At 69.1% G+C, this 17,767-nt stretch carries 16 protein-coding genes; 10 read left to right on the plus strand and 6 right to left on the minus strand.

The features are described 5' to 3' along the window. Positions 1-12: 12 nt before the first annotated feature. The 6 genes from VFE82_RS03865 to ugpB form a co-directional block, all read right to left on the minus strand. On the minus strand, positions 13-630 hold the full coding sequence (locus VFE82_RS03865; RefSeq protein WP_324998924.1) for a VOC family protein: 618 nt from the start codon (positions 628-630) through the stop codon (positions 13-15). A gap of 367 nt (positions 631-997) precedes the next feature. Beyond that, the gene (gene ugpQ, locus VFE82_RS03870) at positions 998-1,738 is read right to left on the minus strand and encodes a glycerophosphodiester phosphodiesterase (RefSeq protein WP_324998925.1); all 741 of its coding nucleotides are present in this window, start codon (positions 1,736-1,738) and stop codon (positions 998-1,000) included. 26 nt (positions 1,739-1,764) lie between these two features. Next, positions 1,765-2,775 (minus strand): sn-glycerol-3-phosphate import ATP-binding protein UgpC, encoded by a 1,011-nt coding sequence (locus VFE82_RS03875; RefSeq protein ID WP_324998926.1) that lies wholly within the window; start codon positions 2,773-2,775, stop codon positions 1,765-1,767. Between the two features lie 22 nt (positions 2,776-2,797). Then, positions 2,798-3,652 carry a sn-glycerol-3-phosphate ABC transporter permease UgpE gene (gene ugpE / locus VFE82_RS03880; protein WP_324998927.1) on the minus strand — a complete coding sequence of 285 codons (855 nt, stop codon included), beginning with the start codon at positions 3,650-3,652 and terminating at the stop codon, positions 2,798-2,800. After that, positions 3,653-4,534, minus strand: coding sequence for a sn-glycerol-3-phosphate ABC transporter permease UgpA (ugpA, locus tag VFE82_RS03885; protein WP_324998928.1), 882 nt, complete (start codon positions 4,532-4,534; stop codon positions 3,653-3,655). A gap of 196 nt (positions 4,535-4,730) precedes the next feature. Then, positions 4,731-6,035, minus strand: a complete 1,305-nt coding sequence (gene ugpB / locus VFE82_RS03890) for a sn-glycerol-3-phosphate ABC transporter substrate-binding protein UgpB (RefSeq protein ID WP_324998929.1) — start codon at positions 6,033-6,035, stop codon at positions 4,731-4,733. A gap of 256 nt (positions 6,036-6,291) precedes the next feature. Between ugpB and VFE82_RS03895 the strand changes: the two genes are divergently transcribed. The 10 genes from VFE82_RS03895 (at position 6,292) to VFE82_RS03940 (ending at position 17,758) form a co-directional block, all read left to right on the plus strand. After that, entirely contained in the window at positions 6,292-10,167 is a 3,876-nt protein-coding gene (locus VFE82_RS03895) for an FAD/FMN-binding oxidoreductase (protein WP_324998930.1), read from the plus strand. Continuing rightward, positions 10,167-10,622, plus strand: coding sequence for an HIT family protein (locus VFE82_RS03900; RefSeq protein WP_324998931.1), 456 nt, complete (start codon positions 10,167-10,169; stop codon positions 10,620-10,622). Before VFE82_RS03895 ends, VFE82_RS03900 begins: the two co-directional genes overlap by 1 nt. Before the next feature lie 71 nt (positions 10,623-10,693). Next, positions 10,694-11,104 carry a DUF971 domain-containing protein gene (locus VFE82_RS03905; protein ID WP_324998932.1) on the plus strand — a complete coding sequence of 137 codons (411 nt, stop codon included), beginning with the start codon at positions 10,694-10,696 and terminating at the stop codon, positions 11,102-11,104. A gap of 111 nt (positions 11,105-11,215) precedes the next feature. Next, positions 11,216-11,947: a bifunctional demethylmenaquinone methyltransferase/2-methoxy-6-polyprenyl-1,4-benzoquinol methylase UbiE gene (gene ubiE / locus VFE82_RS03910; protein ID WP_324998933.1), complete on the plus strand. Its 732-nt coding sequence runs from the start codon at positions 11,216-11,218 to the stop codon at positions 11,945-11,947. 19 nt (positions 11,948-11,966) lie between these two features. Beyond that, positions 11,967-12,962, plus strand: a complete 996-nt coding sequence (locus VFE82_RS03915; RefSeq protein WP_324998934.1) for a Tim44-like domain-containing protein — start codon at positions 11,967-11,969, stop codon at positions 12,960-12,962. Positions 12,963-13,025: 63 nt separating this feature from the next. Further along, positions 13,026-13,613 carry a hypothetical protein gene (locus VFE82_RS03920; RefSeq protein ID WP_324998935.1) on the plus strand — a complete coding sequence of 196 codons (588 nt, stop codon included), beginning with the start codon at positions 13,026-13,028 and terminating at the stop codon, positions 13,611-13,613. After that, positions 13,610-15,178, plus strand: a complete 1,569-nt coding sequence (ubiB, locus tag VFE82_RS03925; protein WP_324998936.1) for a ubiquinone biosynthesis regulatory protein kinase UbiB — start codon at positions 13,610-13,612, stop codon at positions 15,176-15,178. Before VFE82_RS03920 ends, ubiB begins: the two co-directional genes overlap by 4 nt. 47 nt (positions 15,179-15,225) lie before the next feature. Beyond that, a complete protein-coding gene (locus tag VFE82_RS03930; protein ID WP_324998937.1) occupies positions 15,226-16,683 on the plus strand; it encodes a sodium:solute symporter family protein in 1,458 nt (485 codons plus the stop codon). A gap of 99 nt (positions 16,684-16,782) precedes the next feature. Beyond that, entirely contained in the window at positions 16,783-17,121 is a 339-nt protein-coding gene (locus VFE82_RS03935) for an FmdB family zinc ribbon protein (RefSeq protein ID WP_324998938.1), read from the plus strand. Between the two features lie 16 nt (positions 17,122-17,137). After that, positions 17,138-17,758: a DUF502 domain-containing protein gene (locus VFE82_RS03940; protein WP_324998939.1), complete on the plus strand. Its 621-nt coding sequence runs from the start codon at positions 17,138-17,140 to the stop codon at positions 17,756-17,758. The last annotated feature ends 9 nt before the right edge of the window (positions 17,759-17,767 follow it).

Here is a 17,767-nt window from a genome sequence, read left to right on the forward strand (position 1 = left end):
CGCCCGCCGCCGTCACTTGGTGGCGAATTCGGGCCGGTCGTTGCGCTGGGGCTTGAGCGGCTCGGCGGCCTGGCCCGCGGCCCGTTCGCGCCGCCATTGTTCCTTGCGCGCGGTCCATTCGGCCAGCCGCTGGTGGGCGGTGCGGCTCTCCTGCAGCATCTGGAACTCGTCGGCCAGCTGGGCCGTGAGCTCCAGCCGCACGCCGTTCGGGTCGAAGAAGTAGATGCTGTGGAAGATGTGGTGGTCGGTGATGCCGAGCACCTCGACGCCGTTGGCCTCCAGTCGCGCCTTCATGTCGCGCAGCGCCTGGATCGAATCGACGCGGAAGGAGATGTGGTTCACCCACTTGGGCGTGTTGGGCGAGGGCTCGCTTGCCTGGTCGTCGCCGAGGTCGAAGAACGCGATGAACGAGCCGTCCTGCAGGCGGAAGAAGAAGTGGGTGTACGGGCAGTACTCGCCGGTGCTGGGGACGTGGTCGCTCTGGATGATGTGGTAGAGCGGCAGGCCGAGGATGTCCTCGTAGAAGTGCCGGGTCTCCTCGGCGTCGCGGGCGCGGTACGCGTAGTGGTGCAACTGGTGGATCGGGGGCGGCGCGGGCAGGGCGCTCACGTCCTTGAGAACGGCAGCCATGGATGGGCCTCCTTGCGTTTACTCATGCGAAACGCATTTACTATACCGTAACGCCAGCGCGTCACTGCCCGGGTTGTGTCAGGCCGGCGGCGGGGACGTGGCGATGCTCGCGCGCCGGCGCAAGCCTCGGGGGCAACTAGCCGCTTCAGTGCCGCGACTGCTGATGCGGATGCGGCTGGGCTGCCCGAGCGCGATGCGGCTTGTGCGGACACGCCGCTGGTTGCGGCTTGGCCAGTGCCGCGGCGGCGAGGGCTGGTGTCGCGCCGCCTGCGTGCTCGCGTGGCGGTGGCCGGACGAGGACGCTGGACGGGCGCTCGACGGGGGCGCCCGGAACAGGCGGCGCGGGGGGCGGCGCCGCCAGACGCGCTCAGTCCGCGGGGAACAGGTCGACGCGGTCCGTGATGATGCCATCGGTCCCGAGCGCCAGCAGGCGCTGGGCCGCCGCGGCCTCGTTCACGGTATAGCTCAGGCATTTCATGCCGGCTGCCTGGACCTGGGCGACGGTCGCCGCATCCCACAGCACGTGCTTGCAGACGATGGCGACGCAGCCCAGCGACCGGGCCATGTCGAACCAGCCGTCCCAGAGCGTGTCCAGGAGCAGCCCGCGTGGCAACTGCGGGGCGACCTGGCGGGCGCCCAGCAGGGATTCGGGACGGAACGAGGTCAGCAGCGGCGCAGCGGCGGCGCCGGCCCACAGCCGGGCCGCCTCGCGTGCGACGACCTCGCCGGTGCGCTGTTCGACGCCCGGCGTCGGCTTGATCTCGATGTTGAGGAAGTGTCCGTTGGCCAGGCAGAACCGGGCCAGGTTCTCCAGGGTGGGCAGCGGTTCGCCCGCGTAGCCGCGCGAGTGCCAGCTCCCGGCATCCAGCTGCGACAGCGCGTGCCAGGGCTGGTCGCCGCCGGTGCCGCTGCCGTTGGTGGTGCGCTCCAGCGTGGCGTCGTGCATCAGGAAGACCACCTCGTCGGACGACAGCTTGGCGTCGCATTCGAACATGCGGTAGCCGTGCTGGGCGCCGAGCCGGAACGCGGCCAGCGTGTTCTCGGGCGCCAGCTTGCCGGCGCCGCGGTGCGCGACCCAGCGGGGGTAGGGCCAGTGGGCCGTGCTCATCGTCCGTGCTCCCTGCGGGCGACGCCTCAGGCGTCGATGCGCTTGCCGCTGGCAGCGTCGAACCAGTGCACGCGGTCGGCGCGCGGCTGCACGCGGATGACCGCATCGGTCTGCGGGGCGGGCCGGCCTTCCTCCGTGCGGACGATCACCTGCTCGCCGCCGACGCGGCCGTAGACCAGGCGCTCGGCACCCAGCAGCTCGACGGTTTCCACCCGGACCTCCCAGCCGTCGCTGCCGATGTCCAGGTGCTCCGGGCGGATGCCCAGGATCGCACCGGCGCGGCCGCCGGGGGCGTTCTTCAGCAGGTTCATGGGGGGCGAGCCGATGAAGCTGGCCACGAAGGTCGAGGCCGGGCGGTGGTACACCTCCTCGGGCGTTCCGAACTGCTCCATGCGGCCGGCGTTCATCACGATCATCCGCTGGGCCAGCGTCATGGCCTCGACCTGGTCGTGGGTGACGAACAGCGAGGTGATGCCCAGCTCGCGGTGCAGCTTCTGGATCTCCAGGCGGGTCTGGGCGCGCAGCTTGGCGTCCAGGTTGGACAGCGGCTCGTCGAACAGGAACACCTGCGGCTGGCGCACGATGGCACGGCCCATGGCCACGCGCTGGCGCTGGCCGCCGGACAGCTGGCGCGGCTTGCGGTCGAGCAGGTGGCCCAGCTCCAGGATCGCGGCGGCCTTGTCCACGCGGGTCTTGATCTCCGCGGGCGGCATCTTGCGGATCTTCAGGCCGTAGGCCATGTTGTCGAACACGCTCATGTGCGGATAGAGCGCGTAGTTCTGGAACACCATGGCGATGTCGCGCTCGGCGGGCTCGAGGTTGTTGACCACGCGGCCGCCGATGTCGATCTCGCCGCCGGAGATCTCCTCCAGGCCGGCGACCATGCGCAGCAGCGTCGACTTGCCGCAGCCGGACGGCCCGACGATGACGATGAATTCGCGGTCGGCGATCTCGGCATTGACGCCGTGGATGACCTGGAGCTCCTGCTTGCCCTTGCCGTAGCGCTTGATGACGTTTCTGAGGCTGATTGCTGCCATATGTCGATCGGTCCCGGGGACCTTATTTCTCCGTATCCACCAGGCCCTTGACGAACCACTTCTGCATCAGGATGACCACCACGGCCGGCGGCAGCATCGCGAGGATGGCCGTCGCCATGACCACGTTCCACTCGACGTACACCTCGCCGAAGATCGCGCGCTTGATGCCCAGCACGATGGGGTACATGTTCTCGCTGGTGGTCACCAGCAGCGGCCACAGGTACTGGTTCCAGCCGTAGATGAACTGGATGACGAACAGCGCCGCGACCGAGGTGCGCGACAGCGGCAGCAGCACGTCGAAGAAGAACCGCATCGGGCCGGCGCCGTCCATGCGCGCGGCTTCCACCAGCTCGTCGGGGACGGTCAGGAAGAACTGGCGGAACAGGAAGGTCGCGGTGGCCGACGCGATCAGCGGCACCGTCAGGCCCGCGTACGTGTTGAGCATGCGCAGGTCGGACACCACCTGGTAGGTCGGGCCGATGCGCACCTCCACGGGCAGCATCAGCGTGACGAAGATCATCCAGAACACGAGGCCGCGCAGCGGGAAGCGGAAGTAGACGATCGCGAACGCCGACAGCAGCGAGATCGCGATCTTGCCCAGCGAGATGGTCAGCGCCGACACCAGGCTGACCCACAGCATCGGCAGGGCCGGGGCGATGGTGGAACCCGAGGCCGTCTTGCCGCCGAACAGCGCCAGCTTGTACGTGTAGAGGAAGTTGCTCCCCGGCACCAGCGACAGCGGATGGCTGGATGCGATCTGCTCGGCGGTCTGGGTCGAGCCGATCAGCGCGATCAGCACCGGGAACATGACCAGCGCGGCGCCCGCGATGAGCACCAGGTGCGAGACCGCCGTGAGGAAGGGACGTCGTTCGACCATTCAGTACTGCACTTTCTTCTCGACGAAGCGGAACTGGATGACGGTCAGCGCGACGACGATGCACATCAGCACGACCGACTGGGCGGCCGATCCGTTGATGTCCAGCGCCTTGAAGCCGTCGTAGTAGACCTTGTAGACCAGGATCGCCGTCTCCTTGCCGGGGCCGCCATGGGTGGCCGCGTCGACGATGGCGAAGGTGTCGAAGAACGCGTAGATGATGTTGATCACCAGCAGGAAGAACGTGGTGGGCGACAGCAGCGGGAAGACGATGCTCCAGAACCGCTTCCAGGGCGAGGCGCCGTCGATGGTGGCGGCCTCCACCAGCGAGTGCGGGATCGACTGCAGGCCGGCCAGGAAGAACAGGAAGTTGTAGGAGATCTGCTTCCAGACCGCCGCCATCACGATCAGCGCCATGGCGTGGTTGGCGTTGAGCAGGTGGTCCCAGGGGATGCCCAGCGCCTGCAGGGCGTAGCTGACCACGCCGTAGGGCGCGGCGAACATCATCAGCCAGAGCACGCCGGCGATGACCGGCGCGACCGCGTACGGCCAGATCAGCAGCGTCTTGTAGACCGTCGCGCCGCGCACGACGCGGTTGGCCATCACCGCCAGCAGCAGGGCGATCGTCAGGCCCGAGAAGGCCACCAGCCCGGAGAACAGGGCGGTGGTCTTGAACGAATCCAGGTAGCCCGGATCGTCGAACAGGCGCCGGAAATTCTCCAGGCCGACGAATTCGGTGCTGCCGCCGAAGGCGTCCTGCTGCAGCAGGCTCTGGTACAGCGCCTGGGCGGCCGGCCAGAAAAAGAACACCAGCACGATGGCCAGCTGCGGGGCGACCAGCACCCACGGCAACCAGCTCGATTGGAATCGAACCCTCTTCTCCATAGCCCTCGATTGTCTCTCAGCTCAGCCGGTCTGCCGCATGGGCCGGCGCCGGCGCGTCATCCGCGCCACGTGCGCGCGCAGGACTGCGCCCGGATCGGCACGCCTGCGTGGGGAAAAAATCAAACCCTCCCCCGCCGGGCGGAAGGAGGGTCGGTGGGCGGCGCCGCCGGCGCCACCCTGCTGGCAAGGCGGGCGATCAGCCCTTGTTGGCCTTCTGGAAGCGCTCCAGCTGCTCGTTGCCGTGCTTGACGGCGGCGTCCAGCGCCTCCTTGGGCTGCTTGGCGCCACGCCACACGCCTTCGAGTTCCTCGTCGACGATGGTGCGGATCTGCACGAAGTTGCCCAGGCGGACGCCGCGCGACTTGTCGGTGGTCTTGCGGATCATCTGGGTGACCGAGACGTCGGTCCCGGGGTTCTTCTTGTAGAAGCCGGCCTTCTCGGTCAGCTCGAACGAGGCCTTGGTCACGGGCAGGTAGCCGGTGCGCTGGTGGCTCTTGGCAGCCACGTCGGGCTTGGACAGGTAGTCAAAGAACGCGGCGACGGCCTTGTACTCCTCCGGCTTCTTGCCCGACATGACCCACAGGCTGGCGCCGCCGATCACGGTGTTCTGCGGCGCGCCCTGCACGTCCGGGTAGTAGGGCAGGGTGCCGATGCCGTAGCCGAACTTGCCGTTGCGCACGACGTTGCCGTACAGGGCCGACGAGCCGGTGATCATGGCGCACTCGCCGGACACGAAAGTTGCGTCGGCGGCATTGCCGCGGCCCTTGTAGACGAACAGCCCGCTCTTGGCCATGTTGGCCAGGTTCTCGATGTGGCGCACGTGCAGCGGCGTGTTGAACGCCAGGCGCGTGTCGAGGCCGCCGAAGCCGTTGTTCTTGGTCGCGTACAGCACGTTGTGCCAGGCCGAGAAGCTCTCGAGCTGGGTCCAGCTGACCCAGCTGGTGGTGAACGGGCACTTGTGGCCGCTGGCCTTGAGCTTGGCGGCGGCCAGGGCGACCTCCGGCCAGGTGGTCGGCGGTTTCTCGGCGTCCAGGCCGGCGGCCTTGAAGGCGTCCTTGTTGTAGTGGAACACCGGCGTCGAGCTGTTGAACGGGAAGCTCAGCATCTGGCCGTTGGGGGCCGTGTAGTAGCCGGCCACCGCGGGCACGTAGACGTTGGGGTCGAACTTGTAGCCGGCCTGCGTCATCACCTCGCCGACCGGCTTGACGGCGCCCTTGGCGGCCATCATGGTGGCGGTGCCCACCTCGAACACCTGCAGCAGGTGCGGCGCATTGCCGGCGCGGAAGGCGGCGATGGCGGCGGTCATGGACTCGTCGTAGCTGCCCTTGAAGGTGGGCGTGATCCGGTAGTCCTTCTGGCTGGCGTTGAAGTCCTTGGCCAGGTCGTTCACCCATTCCCCGAGGGCGCCGCCCATCGAGTGCCACCATTGCACCTCGACCTGGGCCTGCGCGGGAAGGGCGAACACGGCGGCCAGTGCCAGCGCGCCAAGCTTGTATTTCATGAGTACTCCTGGATGAGATCGGGTCACGGGGGCGTGACTCTACCTTCGATTTGTGACAACTGATTAGACGGGAGCCCGGCAGCCCCGCCAACCGGGCTTTCCATGAGGCAGGCGGCACCGGGCGACGGCGGCCTTCGTCCCGGGCGGGGCGAAGGGTTGTTGCGCTGCGGTAACATCCCCGGTCAGCCGCCGTCGCAATCCGTCGCAATCGTTCGGCTGAACGCCCGGGCCGCCTCCGCGAGCCCCCACCGGAACGATGAACGCACCCACCACGCTCGACCAGCTCCTGGCCGCCGCTTCGGACGAGGCGCCGCGCCTGCGCGAGATCCCCTACAACTACACCTCGTTCTCCGACCGCGAGATCGTGATCCGCCTGCTCGGCCCGCGCGCCTGGGCGCTGCTGGCGCGCCTGCGCGGCGAGCGCCACACGGGCCGCTCCGCCCGCATGCTGTACGAGGTGCTGGGCGACATCTGGGTGGTGCAGCGCAATCCCTACCTGCAGGACGACCTGCTGGACAACCCCAAGCGCCGCCGGCTCCTGGTCGAAGCGCTGAACCACCGGCTGGCCGAGGTCGAGAAGCGCCGCACGCCGGCCGACCGCGAGCGCGACGCCCTGGTGGGCGAGCTGCTGGATGCCGCCAGGGCGGCGGTGCAGACGTTCGATGCCAGCTTCCGCGAAGCCGCCGACCTGCGCCGGCAGGCCACGCGGGTGCTGCGGCGCCACACCGCCCGCGACAACATCAAGTTCGACGGCCTGTCGCGTGTCTCCCATGTGACCGATGCCACCGACTGGCGCGTCGAGTACCCGTTCGTGGTGCTCACGCCCGACACCGAGGCCGAGATGGCCGGCCTGGTCAAGGCCTGCATCGAGCTGGGCCTGACCATCATCCCGCGCGGGGGCGGCACCGGCTACACCGGCGGCGCCATCCCGCTCACGTGGAAGAGCGTGGTCATCAACACCGAGAAGCTCGAGGCGATGACCGAGGTCGAGCTGGTGAGCATCCCGGGCCATGCGCAGCCCGTGCCCACCGTCTGGACCGAGGCCGGCGTGGTCACCCAGCGGGTGGCCGATGCCGCCGAGCGCGCCGGCTTCGTGTTCGCGGTCGACCCGACCTCCGCCGAGGCTTCGTGCATCGGCGGCAACGTCGCCATGAACGCGGGTGGCAAGAAGGCGGTGCTCTGGGGCACGGCCCTGGACAACCTGGTGTCCTGGCGCATGGTCACGCCCCAGGCCGAGTGGCTCGAGGTCACCCGGCTCGACCACAACCTGGGCAAGATCCACGACGCCGCCGTGGCCACGTTCGAGTTGCGCTACTTCGCGGCCGACGGCAGGACCGAGCTGCGGCGGGAGCAGCTGGCCATTCCCGGCGCGACCTTCCGCAAGGAGGGGCTCGGCAAGGACGTCACCGACAAGTTCCTCTCGGGCCTGCCCGGCATCCAGAAGGAAGGCACGGACGGCCTGATCACCAGCGCCCGCTGGGTGGTGCACCGCATGCCGGCCCACACCCGCACGGTGTGCCTGGAGTTCTTCGGCAACGCGAAGGACGCGGTGCCCAGCATCGTCGAGATCAAGGACTTCATGTTCGCCGAGAAGCACCGCTCGGGCGTGCTGCTGGCCGGGCTGGAGCACCTGGACGACCGCTACCTGAAGGCGGTGGGCTATTCGACCAAGTCCAAGCGCGGCGGCCTGCCCAAGATGGTGCTGGTGGGCGACATCGCCGGCGACGACCCCGATGCGGTGGCGCGCGCCACCTCCGAGGTCGTGCGCATCGCCAACTCGCGCAGCGGCGAGGGCTTCATCGCGATCAGCGCCGAGGCGCGCAAGAAGTTCTGGCTCGACCGCAAGCGCACGGCCGCGATCAGCAAGCACACCAACGCCTTCAAGATCAACGAGGACGTCGTCATCCCGCTGCCGCGGATGGCCGAGTACACCGACGGCATCGAACGGATCAACATCGAGCTGTCGCTGCGCAACAAGCTGCGCCTGGCCGACGAACTGGAGGCGTTCTTCCGCCGTGGCAACCTGCCGCTGGGCAAGCTGGACGACGCCAACGAGATCCCCTCGGCCGAGCTGCTCGAGGACCGCGTGGCCCAGGCCCTGGCGCTGGTGGACGGCGTGCGCGGCCAGTGGCGCCAGTGGCTGGACGACGTGGAGGAGCTGTTCCCGCAGCTGCAGGACCACAGCCTGCGCGCCAGCTGGAAGACCCAGATCCGTGCGCCGCTGCAGCAGATCTTCTCGGGCCAGGAGTTCCGCCCGATCCTGGAGGAGGTCACGGCCATCCACAAGCGCGTGCTCAAGGGACGCGTCTGGGTCGCGCTGCACATGCACGCCGGCGACGGCAACGTGCACACCAACATCCCGGTCAACAGCGACGACTACGAGATGCTCCAGGCCGCGCACGAGGCGGTCAAGCGGATCATGGCCCTTGCGCGCTCGCTGGACGGCGTGATCTCGGGCGAGCACGGCATCGGCATCACCAAGCTTGAGTTCCTGACGGACGAGGAGATCGCCCCGTTCGCCCGCTACAAGGCCCAGGTCGATCCGGAGGGTCGGTTCAACAAGGGCAAGCTGCTGCGTCCGTCGCAGATGGCCGACGCACCGATGTCCGTGTATGCCGACCTGACCAACGCCTACACGCCCAGCTTCGGGCTGATGGGGCACGAGTCGCTGATCATGCAGCAGTCGGACATCGGCGCGATCTCCGAGAGCATCAAGGACTGCCTGCGCTGCGGCAAGTGCAAGCCGGTGTGTGCCACCCACGTGCCGCGCGCCAACCTGCTGTACAGCCCCCGCAACAAGATCCTGGCCACCTCTCTGCTGGTGGAGGCGTTCCTGTACGAGGAGCAGACCCGCCGCGGGGTCTCGATCAAGCACTGGCAGGAGTTCGAGGACGTGTCGGACCACTGCACGGTCTGCCACAAGTGCGCCAATCCGTGCCCGGTGAACATCGACTTCGGCGACGTGTCGATGAACATGCGCAACCTGCTGCGCAAGATGGGCCAGAAGAGCTTCCGGCCGGGCAATGCCGCGGCGATGTTCATGCTGAACGCCACCAATCCCGAGACCATCAAGCTGGTGCGCGGGGCGATGGTGGGCGTCGGCTTCAAGGCCCAGCGCCTGGCCAACGACGTCCTGCGCGGCTTCGCCCGCAAGCAGGTCACCCTGCCGCCCTCGACGCATGAGCGTGCGCCGGTCAAGGAGCAGGTGATCCACTTCATCAACAAGAAGCTGCCGGGCGGGCTGCCGAAGAAGACGGCGCGGGCGCTGCTGGACATCGAGGACAAGGACTACGTCCCGATCATCCGCAACCCCCGGGCCACCACGTCGGAGACGGAGGCGGTGTTCTACTTTCCCGGCTGCGGCTCGGAGCGCCTGTTCTCGCAGGTGGGGCTGGCGACCCAGGCGATGCTGTGGCACGCCGGCGTGCAGACCGTGCTGCCGCCGGGCTACCTGTGCTGCGGCTATCCGCAGCGGGGCGCCGGGCAGTTCGACAAGGCCGAGAAGATCATCACCGACAACCGGGTGCTGTTCCACCGCGTCGCCAACACGCTGAACTACCTGGACATCAAGACGGTGGTGGTCAGCTGCGGGACCTGCTACGACCAGCTGCAGGGCTACGAGTTCGACAAGATCTTCCCCGGCTGCCGCATCGTGGACATCCACGAGTACCTGCTGGAGAAGGGCGTCACCCTGCCCGGTGGCGGCGCGTACCTGTACCACGACCCCTGCCACACGCCGATGAAGCTGCAGGAGCCGATGAAGACGGTCAAGGCGCTGGTGGGCGACAACGTGCGCAAGTCCGAGCGCTGCTGCGGCGAATCCGGCACCTTCGGCGTGACCCGGCCGGACATCGCCACCCAGGTGCGCTTCCGCAAGGAGGAGCAGTTGCGCAAGGACGAAGCGGCGCTGCGTTCGACCGGCGCGGTGGCTGCGGGCGAGGACGTCAGGATCCTCACCAGCTGTCCAAGCTGCCTGCAGGGCCTGTCGCGCTACGGCCACGACCTCCAGAACGGCCTGCTGGAAGCCGACTACATCGTGGTCGAGATGGCGCGCAAGATCCTGGGCGAGGACTGGATGCCCGAGTACGTGCGAGCCGCCAACGCCGGCGGCATCGAGCGGGTGCTGGTCTGATGGCCGCGGTGGCGGACTGTCCGCTGTGCGACGCCGACGGCGGCGTGCTGGTGGTCCGCACGCCGCCGTTGCGCCTGATCCGCGCGCAGGAGGCCGGGTTCCCGGGCTTCTACCGCGTCGTCTGGCACGGGCACGTGGCCGAGTTCACCGACCTGGCGGCGCCGCAGCGCGCCTTGTGCATGGAAGCCGTGGCGCAGGTCGAGGTGGCCATGCGCCGGCATCTGTCGCCCGACAAGGTCAACCTCGCCGCGCTGGGCAACCAGGTGCCGCATCTGCACTGGCACGTGATCGCCCGCTACCGCTGGGACAGCCATTTCCCGGCGCCGGTGTGGGCCGCCGCGCAGCGGCCGGCGCCGGCTGACCGGCTGGCAGCCGTCGAGGCGGCCCTCCCTGCGATGGAGCAGGAGCTGGCGGAGACGTTGCGCCGGCTGGCATCCGGCCACGCCGGCACCTGAGCAGCCGCGCCGTGTGCGCAATGCCTCCGACGGGCGGCGGCACGCGGCGGCCCGGCGTCTACACTCCGTGCATGGCAGGCTTGCAGCAGGGCGGCGCGACACCGCAATCGATCACCGTGCACGCGGTTTCGCGTGTGCTCGAGGTGGAGTTCTCCGACGGCGCGGCGTTCCGCATCCCGTTCGAGTTGATGCGCGTCTACTCGCCGTCGGCCGAAGTCCAGGGCCACGGCCCCGGGCAGGAAGTGCTGCAGACCGGCAAGCGGGAGGTCGAGCTGGTCGGCCTCGATCCGGTCGGCAACTATGCCGTCCAGCCGCGTTTCTCCGACGGTCACGACAGCGGCATCTTCTCCTGGGACTACCTCTACTTCCTGGGGTCGCAGCAGGAGCAGCTGTGGACCGACTACGAGCGGCGTCTGCGCGAAGCCGGCGTCGCGCGCGACGCCCCGATGGCCGGCAAGCCCCAGCACGGCTGCTCGCACTGAGCGCCGCACGCCGAGGCGGCCGCACGCGGGCCTGGTCGGTGCTGCGGCGAAGTCCCTCCCGCCGCGCCGGGTGAACCCGCTCCCGCGGGCCGATTGCCCTACCATTCCTGCATGAGCAGCACCCACTTCGGTTTCGAGACGGTCGACGAGCGCGACAAGGCACGCCGCGTGCGCGGCGTGTTCGACTCGGTCGCGTCGCGCTACGACCTGATGAACGACCTCATGTCGCTCGGTCTGCACCGGGCGTGGAAGGCCTACACGGTGATGGTCGCGAACGTGCAGCCGGGCCAGCAGGTGCTCGACATCGCCGGCGGCACCGGCGACCTGGCGCTCGCCTTCGCGCGCAAGGCCGGTCCGCGCGGCCGCGTGGTGCACACCGACATCAACGAAGCCATGCTGCGCACCGGCCGCGATCGCCTGCTGGACAGCGGCGTGGCGCTGCCCACGCTGGTGTGCGACGCCGAGAAGCTGCCGTTCCCCGAGGGCCACTTCGACCTGGTGAGCGTGGCGTTCGGGCTGCGCAACATGACCCACAAGGACGCCGCGCTGGCCGAGATGCGCCGCGTGCTGCGGCCGGGCGGCAAGCTGCTGGTGCTGGAGTTCTCCAAGGTGGCCCGGCCCCTGCAGAAGGCTTACGACTGGTATTCGTTCCAGGTGCTCCCGCGCCTGGGCGACGTGGTCGCCGGCGATCCGGGAAGCTACCGCTACCTGGCCGAATCGATCCGGATGCACCCGGGCCAGGAGGAGCTCAAGACCCTGATGCACAAAGCGGGTTTTGGACACGTGGACTATCACAACCTCACGGGAGGCGTGGTGGCCCTGCATGTTGGAATCAAGTGCTGACGCAGGAAGGACAAGCACCATGAAGTTCTGGACAGCGGTTCTGGCGACCACCCTGGCCCTGGCCACGCTCGATGCCGACGCCGCCCGGCGGCTTGGCGGCGGTCGATCGATCGGCCGGCAGTCGGGCAACGTGACCCAGCGCGAGGCCGCGCCGCCCGCGCCCGCGGCGCCTGCTGCCGCCCCGGCCCAGCAGTCGGCCGCACAGCAGCCAGGGCAGGCGGCCCGCCCGGCCACGCCCGCCGCACCCGCGGCCCAGCCGGCGCCGCGCCGGCCCTGGGGCGCCATGCTCGGCGGCCTGGCTGCCGGCCTCGGCCTGGCCTGGCTGGCCCATTCCCTGGGATTCGGGCCGGCTCTCGCGCAGTTCATGCTGTTCGCCCTGCTGGCCCTGGTCATCATGGCGGTCATCGGGTTCCTGATGCGCAACCGGCGGCGTCCGGCGATGGCGGGAGGGTTCCAGCCCACGGCCGCCGAACTGGCCACGGCCCCGCGGCAGTACAGCCCGGACAAGGTCGGCAACGACGCCTCCGCACGCCCCTGGGAGCGTGGCGCCATGGCGTTCGAGAGTGCACGCGCGGGCGGTGGCGGCATCCAGATCGGGTCGGGCCTGGCCGGCGCGCAGAACTGGGCCGTGCCCGCAGGATTCGACGTCAGCGGCTTCGTCGGCGCGGCCAAGCGCAACTTCATGACGCTGCAGGACGCCTGGGACCGCTCCGACATCGCGACCTTGCGCTCGATGATGACCGACGAGATGCTGGCCGAGATCCGCCACCAGCTGGCCGAGCGCGAGAAGGAGCTGGGCGGCCAGCCGAACAAGACGGAAGTGGTCCTGCTCGAGGCGCAGCTGCTCGGCATCGAGGACCTCGGCAACGACTACATGGCCAGCGTCGAGTTCTCCGGGTTGATCCGTGAGCAGCCCTCGGCCGGGCCCAGCCCGTTCCGCGAAGTCTGGAACATGACCAAGCCCAAGAGCGGTGCCAGCGGCTGGCTGGTCGGGGGTGTCCAGGCGCTGCAGTGAAGCGCGGCCGGCGGCCGGCCGGCGCCGCCTGAGGCCCGACACCAAACCCCATAATCGGGGGCTATGGCAACACGGTCCCCCTTTCCCGTCATCGGCGGCCTGCTGGACGCCATCGGCCAGCGGCTCGCGCCGCCGCCGTGGGCGGTGCACGAAGCCCAGCACCGCCTGGTGCTGCTGCTGAACCACGTGCTGATGCAGGAGCCGCAGGCGATGGAGCGGCTGCGGCGCCAGTCCGGCCGGATCGTCGAGGCGCGCTGGCGCGCCTTCCAGATCCGCCTGGTCGCCACGCCGGCAGGCCTGCTCGACCTGGCCGCCCCCGCGGCCGCGCCGGACCTGACCCTCTCCGTGGTCGACGAATCGCCCTGGTCGCTGGCCCAGGCCGCGCTGCGCGGTGAAAAGCCGGCCGTGCGCATCGCCGGCGACGTGCAGTTCGCGGCGGAGGTGAACTGGCTGGTCGACCACGTGCGCTGGGACCTCGAGGAGGACCTGGCGCGGCTGGTCGGCGACGCCCCGGCGCATGCGGCGGCGCAGGCCGCGCGCGGTGCCGTCGAGGCATTGCGGCGCTTCGTGCCGCGGCCGGCGGCCGGCAACCGGCCGGGCTTCACCGCAGCGCCCGGCGCACCGACCGCTGCGGGATCGAAGCCGGCATGAGGCGGTCCTTCCGCGGCGCGTTCATCATCTGGGTGATCCTGCGGTACGGGCTCGACGAGCTCGTGCTGAACAGCTTCCGCCAGCCCTGGCTGACCCGGATCGCCAGCGTCATCGCCTTCGGTCGCCGCCTGGACGCCCCACGCGGCCAGCGGCTGCGCGAGGCGCTGGAGCGCCTGGGTCCGATCTTCGTGAAATTCGGCCAGGTGCTGTCCACCCGCCGCGACCTGTTGCCGGCCGACATCGCCGACGAGCTGGCGCGCCTGCAGGACCGCGTGCCGCCATTCGACCCGGCGATCGCCATCGCGACGATCGAACGCGCGTTCCGCCGCCCGGTCGGCAGCATCTTCGCCAGCTTCGAGCGAGAACCGGTGGCGAGCGCCTCGATCGCGCAGGTGCACTTCGCAACCCTGCTCGACCGCCAGGGGCGCACGCGCGAGGTGGCCGTGAAGGTGCTGCGCCCGGGCATGCTGCCGGTGATCGACAACGACCTGGGGCTCATGCGCACCATGGCCGGCTGGGTCGAGCGGCTGTCGGCCGATGCCAAGCGGCTGAAGCCCCGCGAAGTGGTGGCCGAGTTCGACAAGTACCTGCACGACGAGCTGGACCTGCTGCGCGAGGCCGCCAACGCCGCGCAGCTGCGCCGCAACATGGGCGGCCTGGACCTGGTGCTGATCCCGGAGATGTACTGGGACTGGTGCCATTCCGAGGTGATCGTGATGGAGCGCATGCACGGCGTCCCCATCAGCCAGATCGAGCGGCTGCGGCAGGCGGGCGTCGACCTGCGGCAACTCGCCCGCGATGGCGTGACGATCTTCTTCACGCAGGTGTTCCGGGACGGCTTCTTCCATGCCGACATGCACCCCGGCAACATCCAGGTCAGCCTCGAGCCGGCGACGTTCGGGCGCTACATCTCGCTCGATTTCGGGATCATCGGCACGCTCACCGAGTTCGACAAGGACTACCTGGCGCAGAACTTCACCGCCTTCTTCCGGCGCGACTACAAGCGGGTGGCGGAGCTGCACCTGGAGTCCGGCTGGGTGCCGCCCGGCACCCGCGTCGACGAGCTCGAGTCGGCGATCCGCGCCGTCTGCGAGCCGTACTTCGACCGGCCGCTGCGGGAGATCTCGCTGGGCATGGTGCTGATGCGCCTGTTCCAGACGTCCCGCCGTTTCCACGTCGAGATCCAGCCGCAGCTGGTGCTGCTGCAGAAGACACTGCTGAACATCGAAGGCCTGGGCCGCGAGCTCGATCCCGAGCTCGATCTCTGGGCGACCGCCAAGCCCTTCCTGGAGCGCTGGATGCTGGAGCAGGTCGGGCCGCAGCGCCTGCTGGACGAACTTCGCGACCAGGCACCGCGCTACGCCAAGCTGCTGCCCGACCTGCCGCGGCTGCTGCACGAGTACCTGCGCCGGCGCCCCGACACCGACAGGCAGGACCTCGAGCTGCTGCTGCTGGAGCAGCGGCGCACCAACCGCCTGCTGCAGACGATCCTGGCGGTGGGCCTGGGTTTTGCTCTGGGTCTGGCCGCCACCCAGTTCGCCAGCTGGGTGCGGTTCTTCCACTGAAGAGCGCTCGGGCATAATCCCGCCGCCCGACGGGGCTGGGGGCACCTGTGAACTACACGCTGATCTCGTTCGTCGTCCTGTATCTCGTGGGCACGCTGGCCATCGGGGCCTGGGCCGGCACGCGCATCAAGAACACGACCGACTTCGCCGTGGCCGGCCGCAGCCTGCCGCTGGCCATGGTGATCACCACCACCTTCGCCACCTGGTTCGGCGCCGAGACGGTGATGGGCATCCCGGCCAAGTTCGTGCAGGGCGGCCTCAACGCCATCGTCGAGGATCCGTTCGGCGCCGGCACCTGCCTGATCCTGGTGGGGGCGTTCTTCGCGGCCAAGCTGTACCGCCTGAACCTGCTGACCATCGGCGACTTCTACCGCAACCGCTACGGCCGGGGGGTCGAGGTGTTCTGCTCGGTGGCCATCATCCTCAGCTACCTCGGCTGGGTGGCCGCGCAGATCACCGCGCTGGGCCTGGTGTTCTCGGTCCTCACCAATGGCGCCATGAGCGAGACCACCGGGATGATCGTGGGCACCCTGGCGGTGCTGGTCTACGTCGTGATCGGCGGCTTCCTGGCCATCGCCTGGACCGATTTCATCCAGATGATCGTGCTGGTGGTGGGCCTGTCGGTGATCGCCGTGTTCGCCAGCGACCTGGCTGGCGGGCCCGGGCAGGTGATGGCGATGGCGTCGTCCCGCGACCTGGCGAACTTCCTGCCTGCACCGACCTTCACCGACATCGCGTTCTTCATCGGCGCGGCCATGACCATGATGCTGGGCAGCATTCCGCAGCAGGACGTGTTCCAGCGCGTCATGTCGGCCAAGGATGCCGACACCGCCCGGCGCGGCGCCATCGTCGGCGGGGCCAGCTACATCCTGTTCGCCTTCGTCCCGATGTTCATCGTCGCCAGCGCGGTGGTCGTGATGGGCGACAACGCGATGGAGCTGGCCCGCAACGACTACCAGCGGCTGCTGCCCACCTTCGTGCTCACGAAGATGCCGCTGCTGATGCAGATCCTGTTCTTCGGCGCGCTGCTGTCGGCCATCAAGAGCACGTCGTCGGCCACGCTGCTGGCGCCGTGCACCAGCTTCGTCGAGAACATCCTGAAGAACCTGCGTCCGCACATGAGCGACCGCCAGCAGCTGCTGGCCATGCGCACGACCATCGTCGTGTTCACCGCCATCGTGCTGGCCTACGCCGTGGCGATGAAGGGCACGCCGATCTACGACCTGGTCTCCACCGCCTACCAGGTGACCCTGGTGGCCGCGTTCATCCCGCTGGTCATGGGCCTGTACTGGAAGCGTGCCACCACCCAGGGCGCGATCGCCTCGATCGCCGCCGGCATCGCCACCTGGGTGATCTTCTTCCCGCAGGTCAACGAAGGCCTCAGCAAGGCCTTCCCCGGCCAGCTGGCCGGACTGCTCGCGGCCCTGGTGGGCATGGTCGCGGGCTCGCTGGCGCCGCAGGTGCTGCGCAATCGCAAGGAAGCGCGTGCCCACATGGCCGCCTGAGCTGCGCGGGCCCGCGGGACCCAGGGTTCCCCCGGATTGGGTGACGGGCCCCCGCCTATAATTGCGGGCTTTGCGCAACGCAACACTTCCTTCCTGACCATGCCCATCTACGCCTACAAATGCGGGTCCTGTGGCCATGCCAAGGACGTCCTGCAGAAAGTGTCCGACGCGCCGCTGACGACCTGCCCGGCCTGCGGCGCGGAAGCATTCAGCAAGCAGATCACGGCGGCCGGCTTCCAGCTCAAGGGATCCGGGTGGTACGCCACCGACTTCCGCAACGGCGGCAGTTCCGGGGCGACGTCCTCCGGCACCTCCTCGGGCGAGGCGAAAGCCGCCGACAAGCCCGCCGACGGCAAGTCGGAGAGTGGTTCGTCTGCCAAGACAGACTCGCCCTCGGCCTCCGCCGGCGGCTGCGGCAGCGCCTGCGCCTGCCACTGACCGGAACCCGAGGACCATGGCCGCCCTGCGCCGTTGGCTGTTCGCCGGCCTGCTGGTCCTCGCCCCGCTGGCGATCACCCTCTGGGTGCTCCAGTGGATCGTCGGCACGCTCGACCAGACCCTGTTGATCCTGCCCGAGGCGTGGCAGCCGCAGCGGCTCACCGGCTACCGCATCCCCGGCCTGGGCGTCCTGCTGGCGCTGGCGATCCTGCTGCTGGTGGGTGCCATCACCAGCAACTTCATCGGCCGCAAGCTGGTCGACTGGGGCGACGCCATCCTCAAGCGCATCCCGGTGGTGCGCTCCATCTACTCGAGCGTCAAGCAGGTCTCCGACACGCTGTTCTCGCCGTCGGGCAACGCCTTCCGCACGGCGGTGCTGCTGGAGTGGCCGCGGCAGGGCGTCTGGACCATCGGGCTGATCACCGGGGCCCCCGGTGGCGACGTGATCAACCACCTGCGCGAGGACTTCGTCAGCGTCTACGTGCCGACCACGCCGAACCCCACCGGCGGCTACTTCGTCATGCTCCGCCGCAGCGACTGCATCGAGCTGAAGATGAGCGTCGACGAGGCGCTGCGCTACGTCATCTCCATGGGCGTGGTCGTCCCCAGCGCCCCCGTTCTCCCCAACTCCCGCTAACGGCCCGCC

The sequence above is a fragment of the Ramlibacter sp. genome, from assembly GCF_035655895.1.
Taxonomy (GTDB): Bacteria; Pseudomonadota; Gammaproteobacteria; order Burkholderiales; family Burkholderiaceae_C; genus Ramlibacter.

Coding starts and splice junctions, on each gene's coding strand:
- ubiE (WP_324998933.1), top strand. CDS start 11,216: ATGAGCAGCACCCACTTCGGTTTCGAGACGGTCGACGAGCGCGACAAG.
- ugpE (WP_324998927.1), bottom strand. CDS start 3,652: ATGGTCGAACGACGTCCCTTCCTCACGGCGGTCTCGCACCTGGTGCTC.
- VFE82_RS03915 (WP_324998934.1), top strand. CDS start 11,967: ATGAAGTTCTGGACAGCGGTTCTGGCGACCACCCTGGCCCTGGCCACG.
- VFE82_RS03905 (WP_324998932.1), top strand. CDS start 10,694: ATGGCAGGCTTGCAGCAGGGCGGCGCGACACCGCAATCGATCACCGTG.
- VFE82_RS03895 (WP_324998930.1), top strand. CDS start 6,292: ATGAACGCACCCACCACGCTCGACCAGCTCCTGGCCGCCGCTTCGGAC.
- ugpB (WP_324998929.1), bottom strand. CDS start 6,035: ATGAAATACAAGCTTGGCGCGCTGGCACTGGCCGCCGTGTTCGCCCTT.
- ugpQ (WP_324998925.1), bottom strand. CDS start 1,738: ATGAGCACGGCCCACTGGCCCTACCCCCGCTGGGTCGCGCACCGCGGC.
- VFE82_RS03940 (WP_324998939.1), top strand. CDS start 17,138: ATGGCCGCCCTGCGCCGTTGGCTGTTCGCCGGCCTGCTGGTCCTCGCC.
- VFE82_RS03920 (WP_324998935.1), top strand. CDS start 13,026: ATGGCAACACGGTCCCCCTTTCCCGTCATCGGCGGCCTGCTGGACGCC.
- ubiB (WP_324998936.1), top strand. CDS start 13,610: ATGAGGCGGTCCTTCCGCGGCGCGTTCATCATCTGGGTGATCCTGCGG.
- VFE82_RS03865 (WP_324998924.1), bottom strand. CDS start 630: ATGGCTGCCGTTCTCAAGGACGTGAGCGCCCTGCCCGCGCCGCCCCCG.
- VFE82_RS03900 (WP_324998931.1), top strand. CDS start 10,167: ATGGCCGCGGTGGCGGACTGTCCGCTGTGCGACGCCGACGGCGGCGTG.
- VFE82_RS03875 (WP_324998926.1), bottom strand. CDS start 2,775: ATGGCAGCAATCAGCCTCAGAAACGTCATCAAGCGCTACGGCAAGGGC.
- ugpA (WP_324998928.1), bottom strand. CDS start 4,534: ATGGAGAAGAGGGTTCGATTCCAATCGAGCTGGTTGCCGTGGGTGCTG.
- VFE82_RS03935 (WP_324998938.1), top strand. CDS start 16,783: ATGCCCATCTACGCCTACAAATGCGGGTCCTGTGGCCATGCCAAGGAC.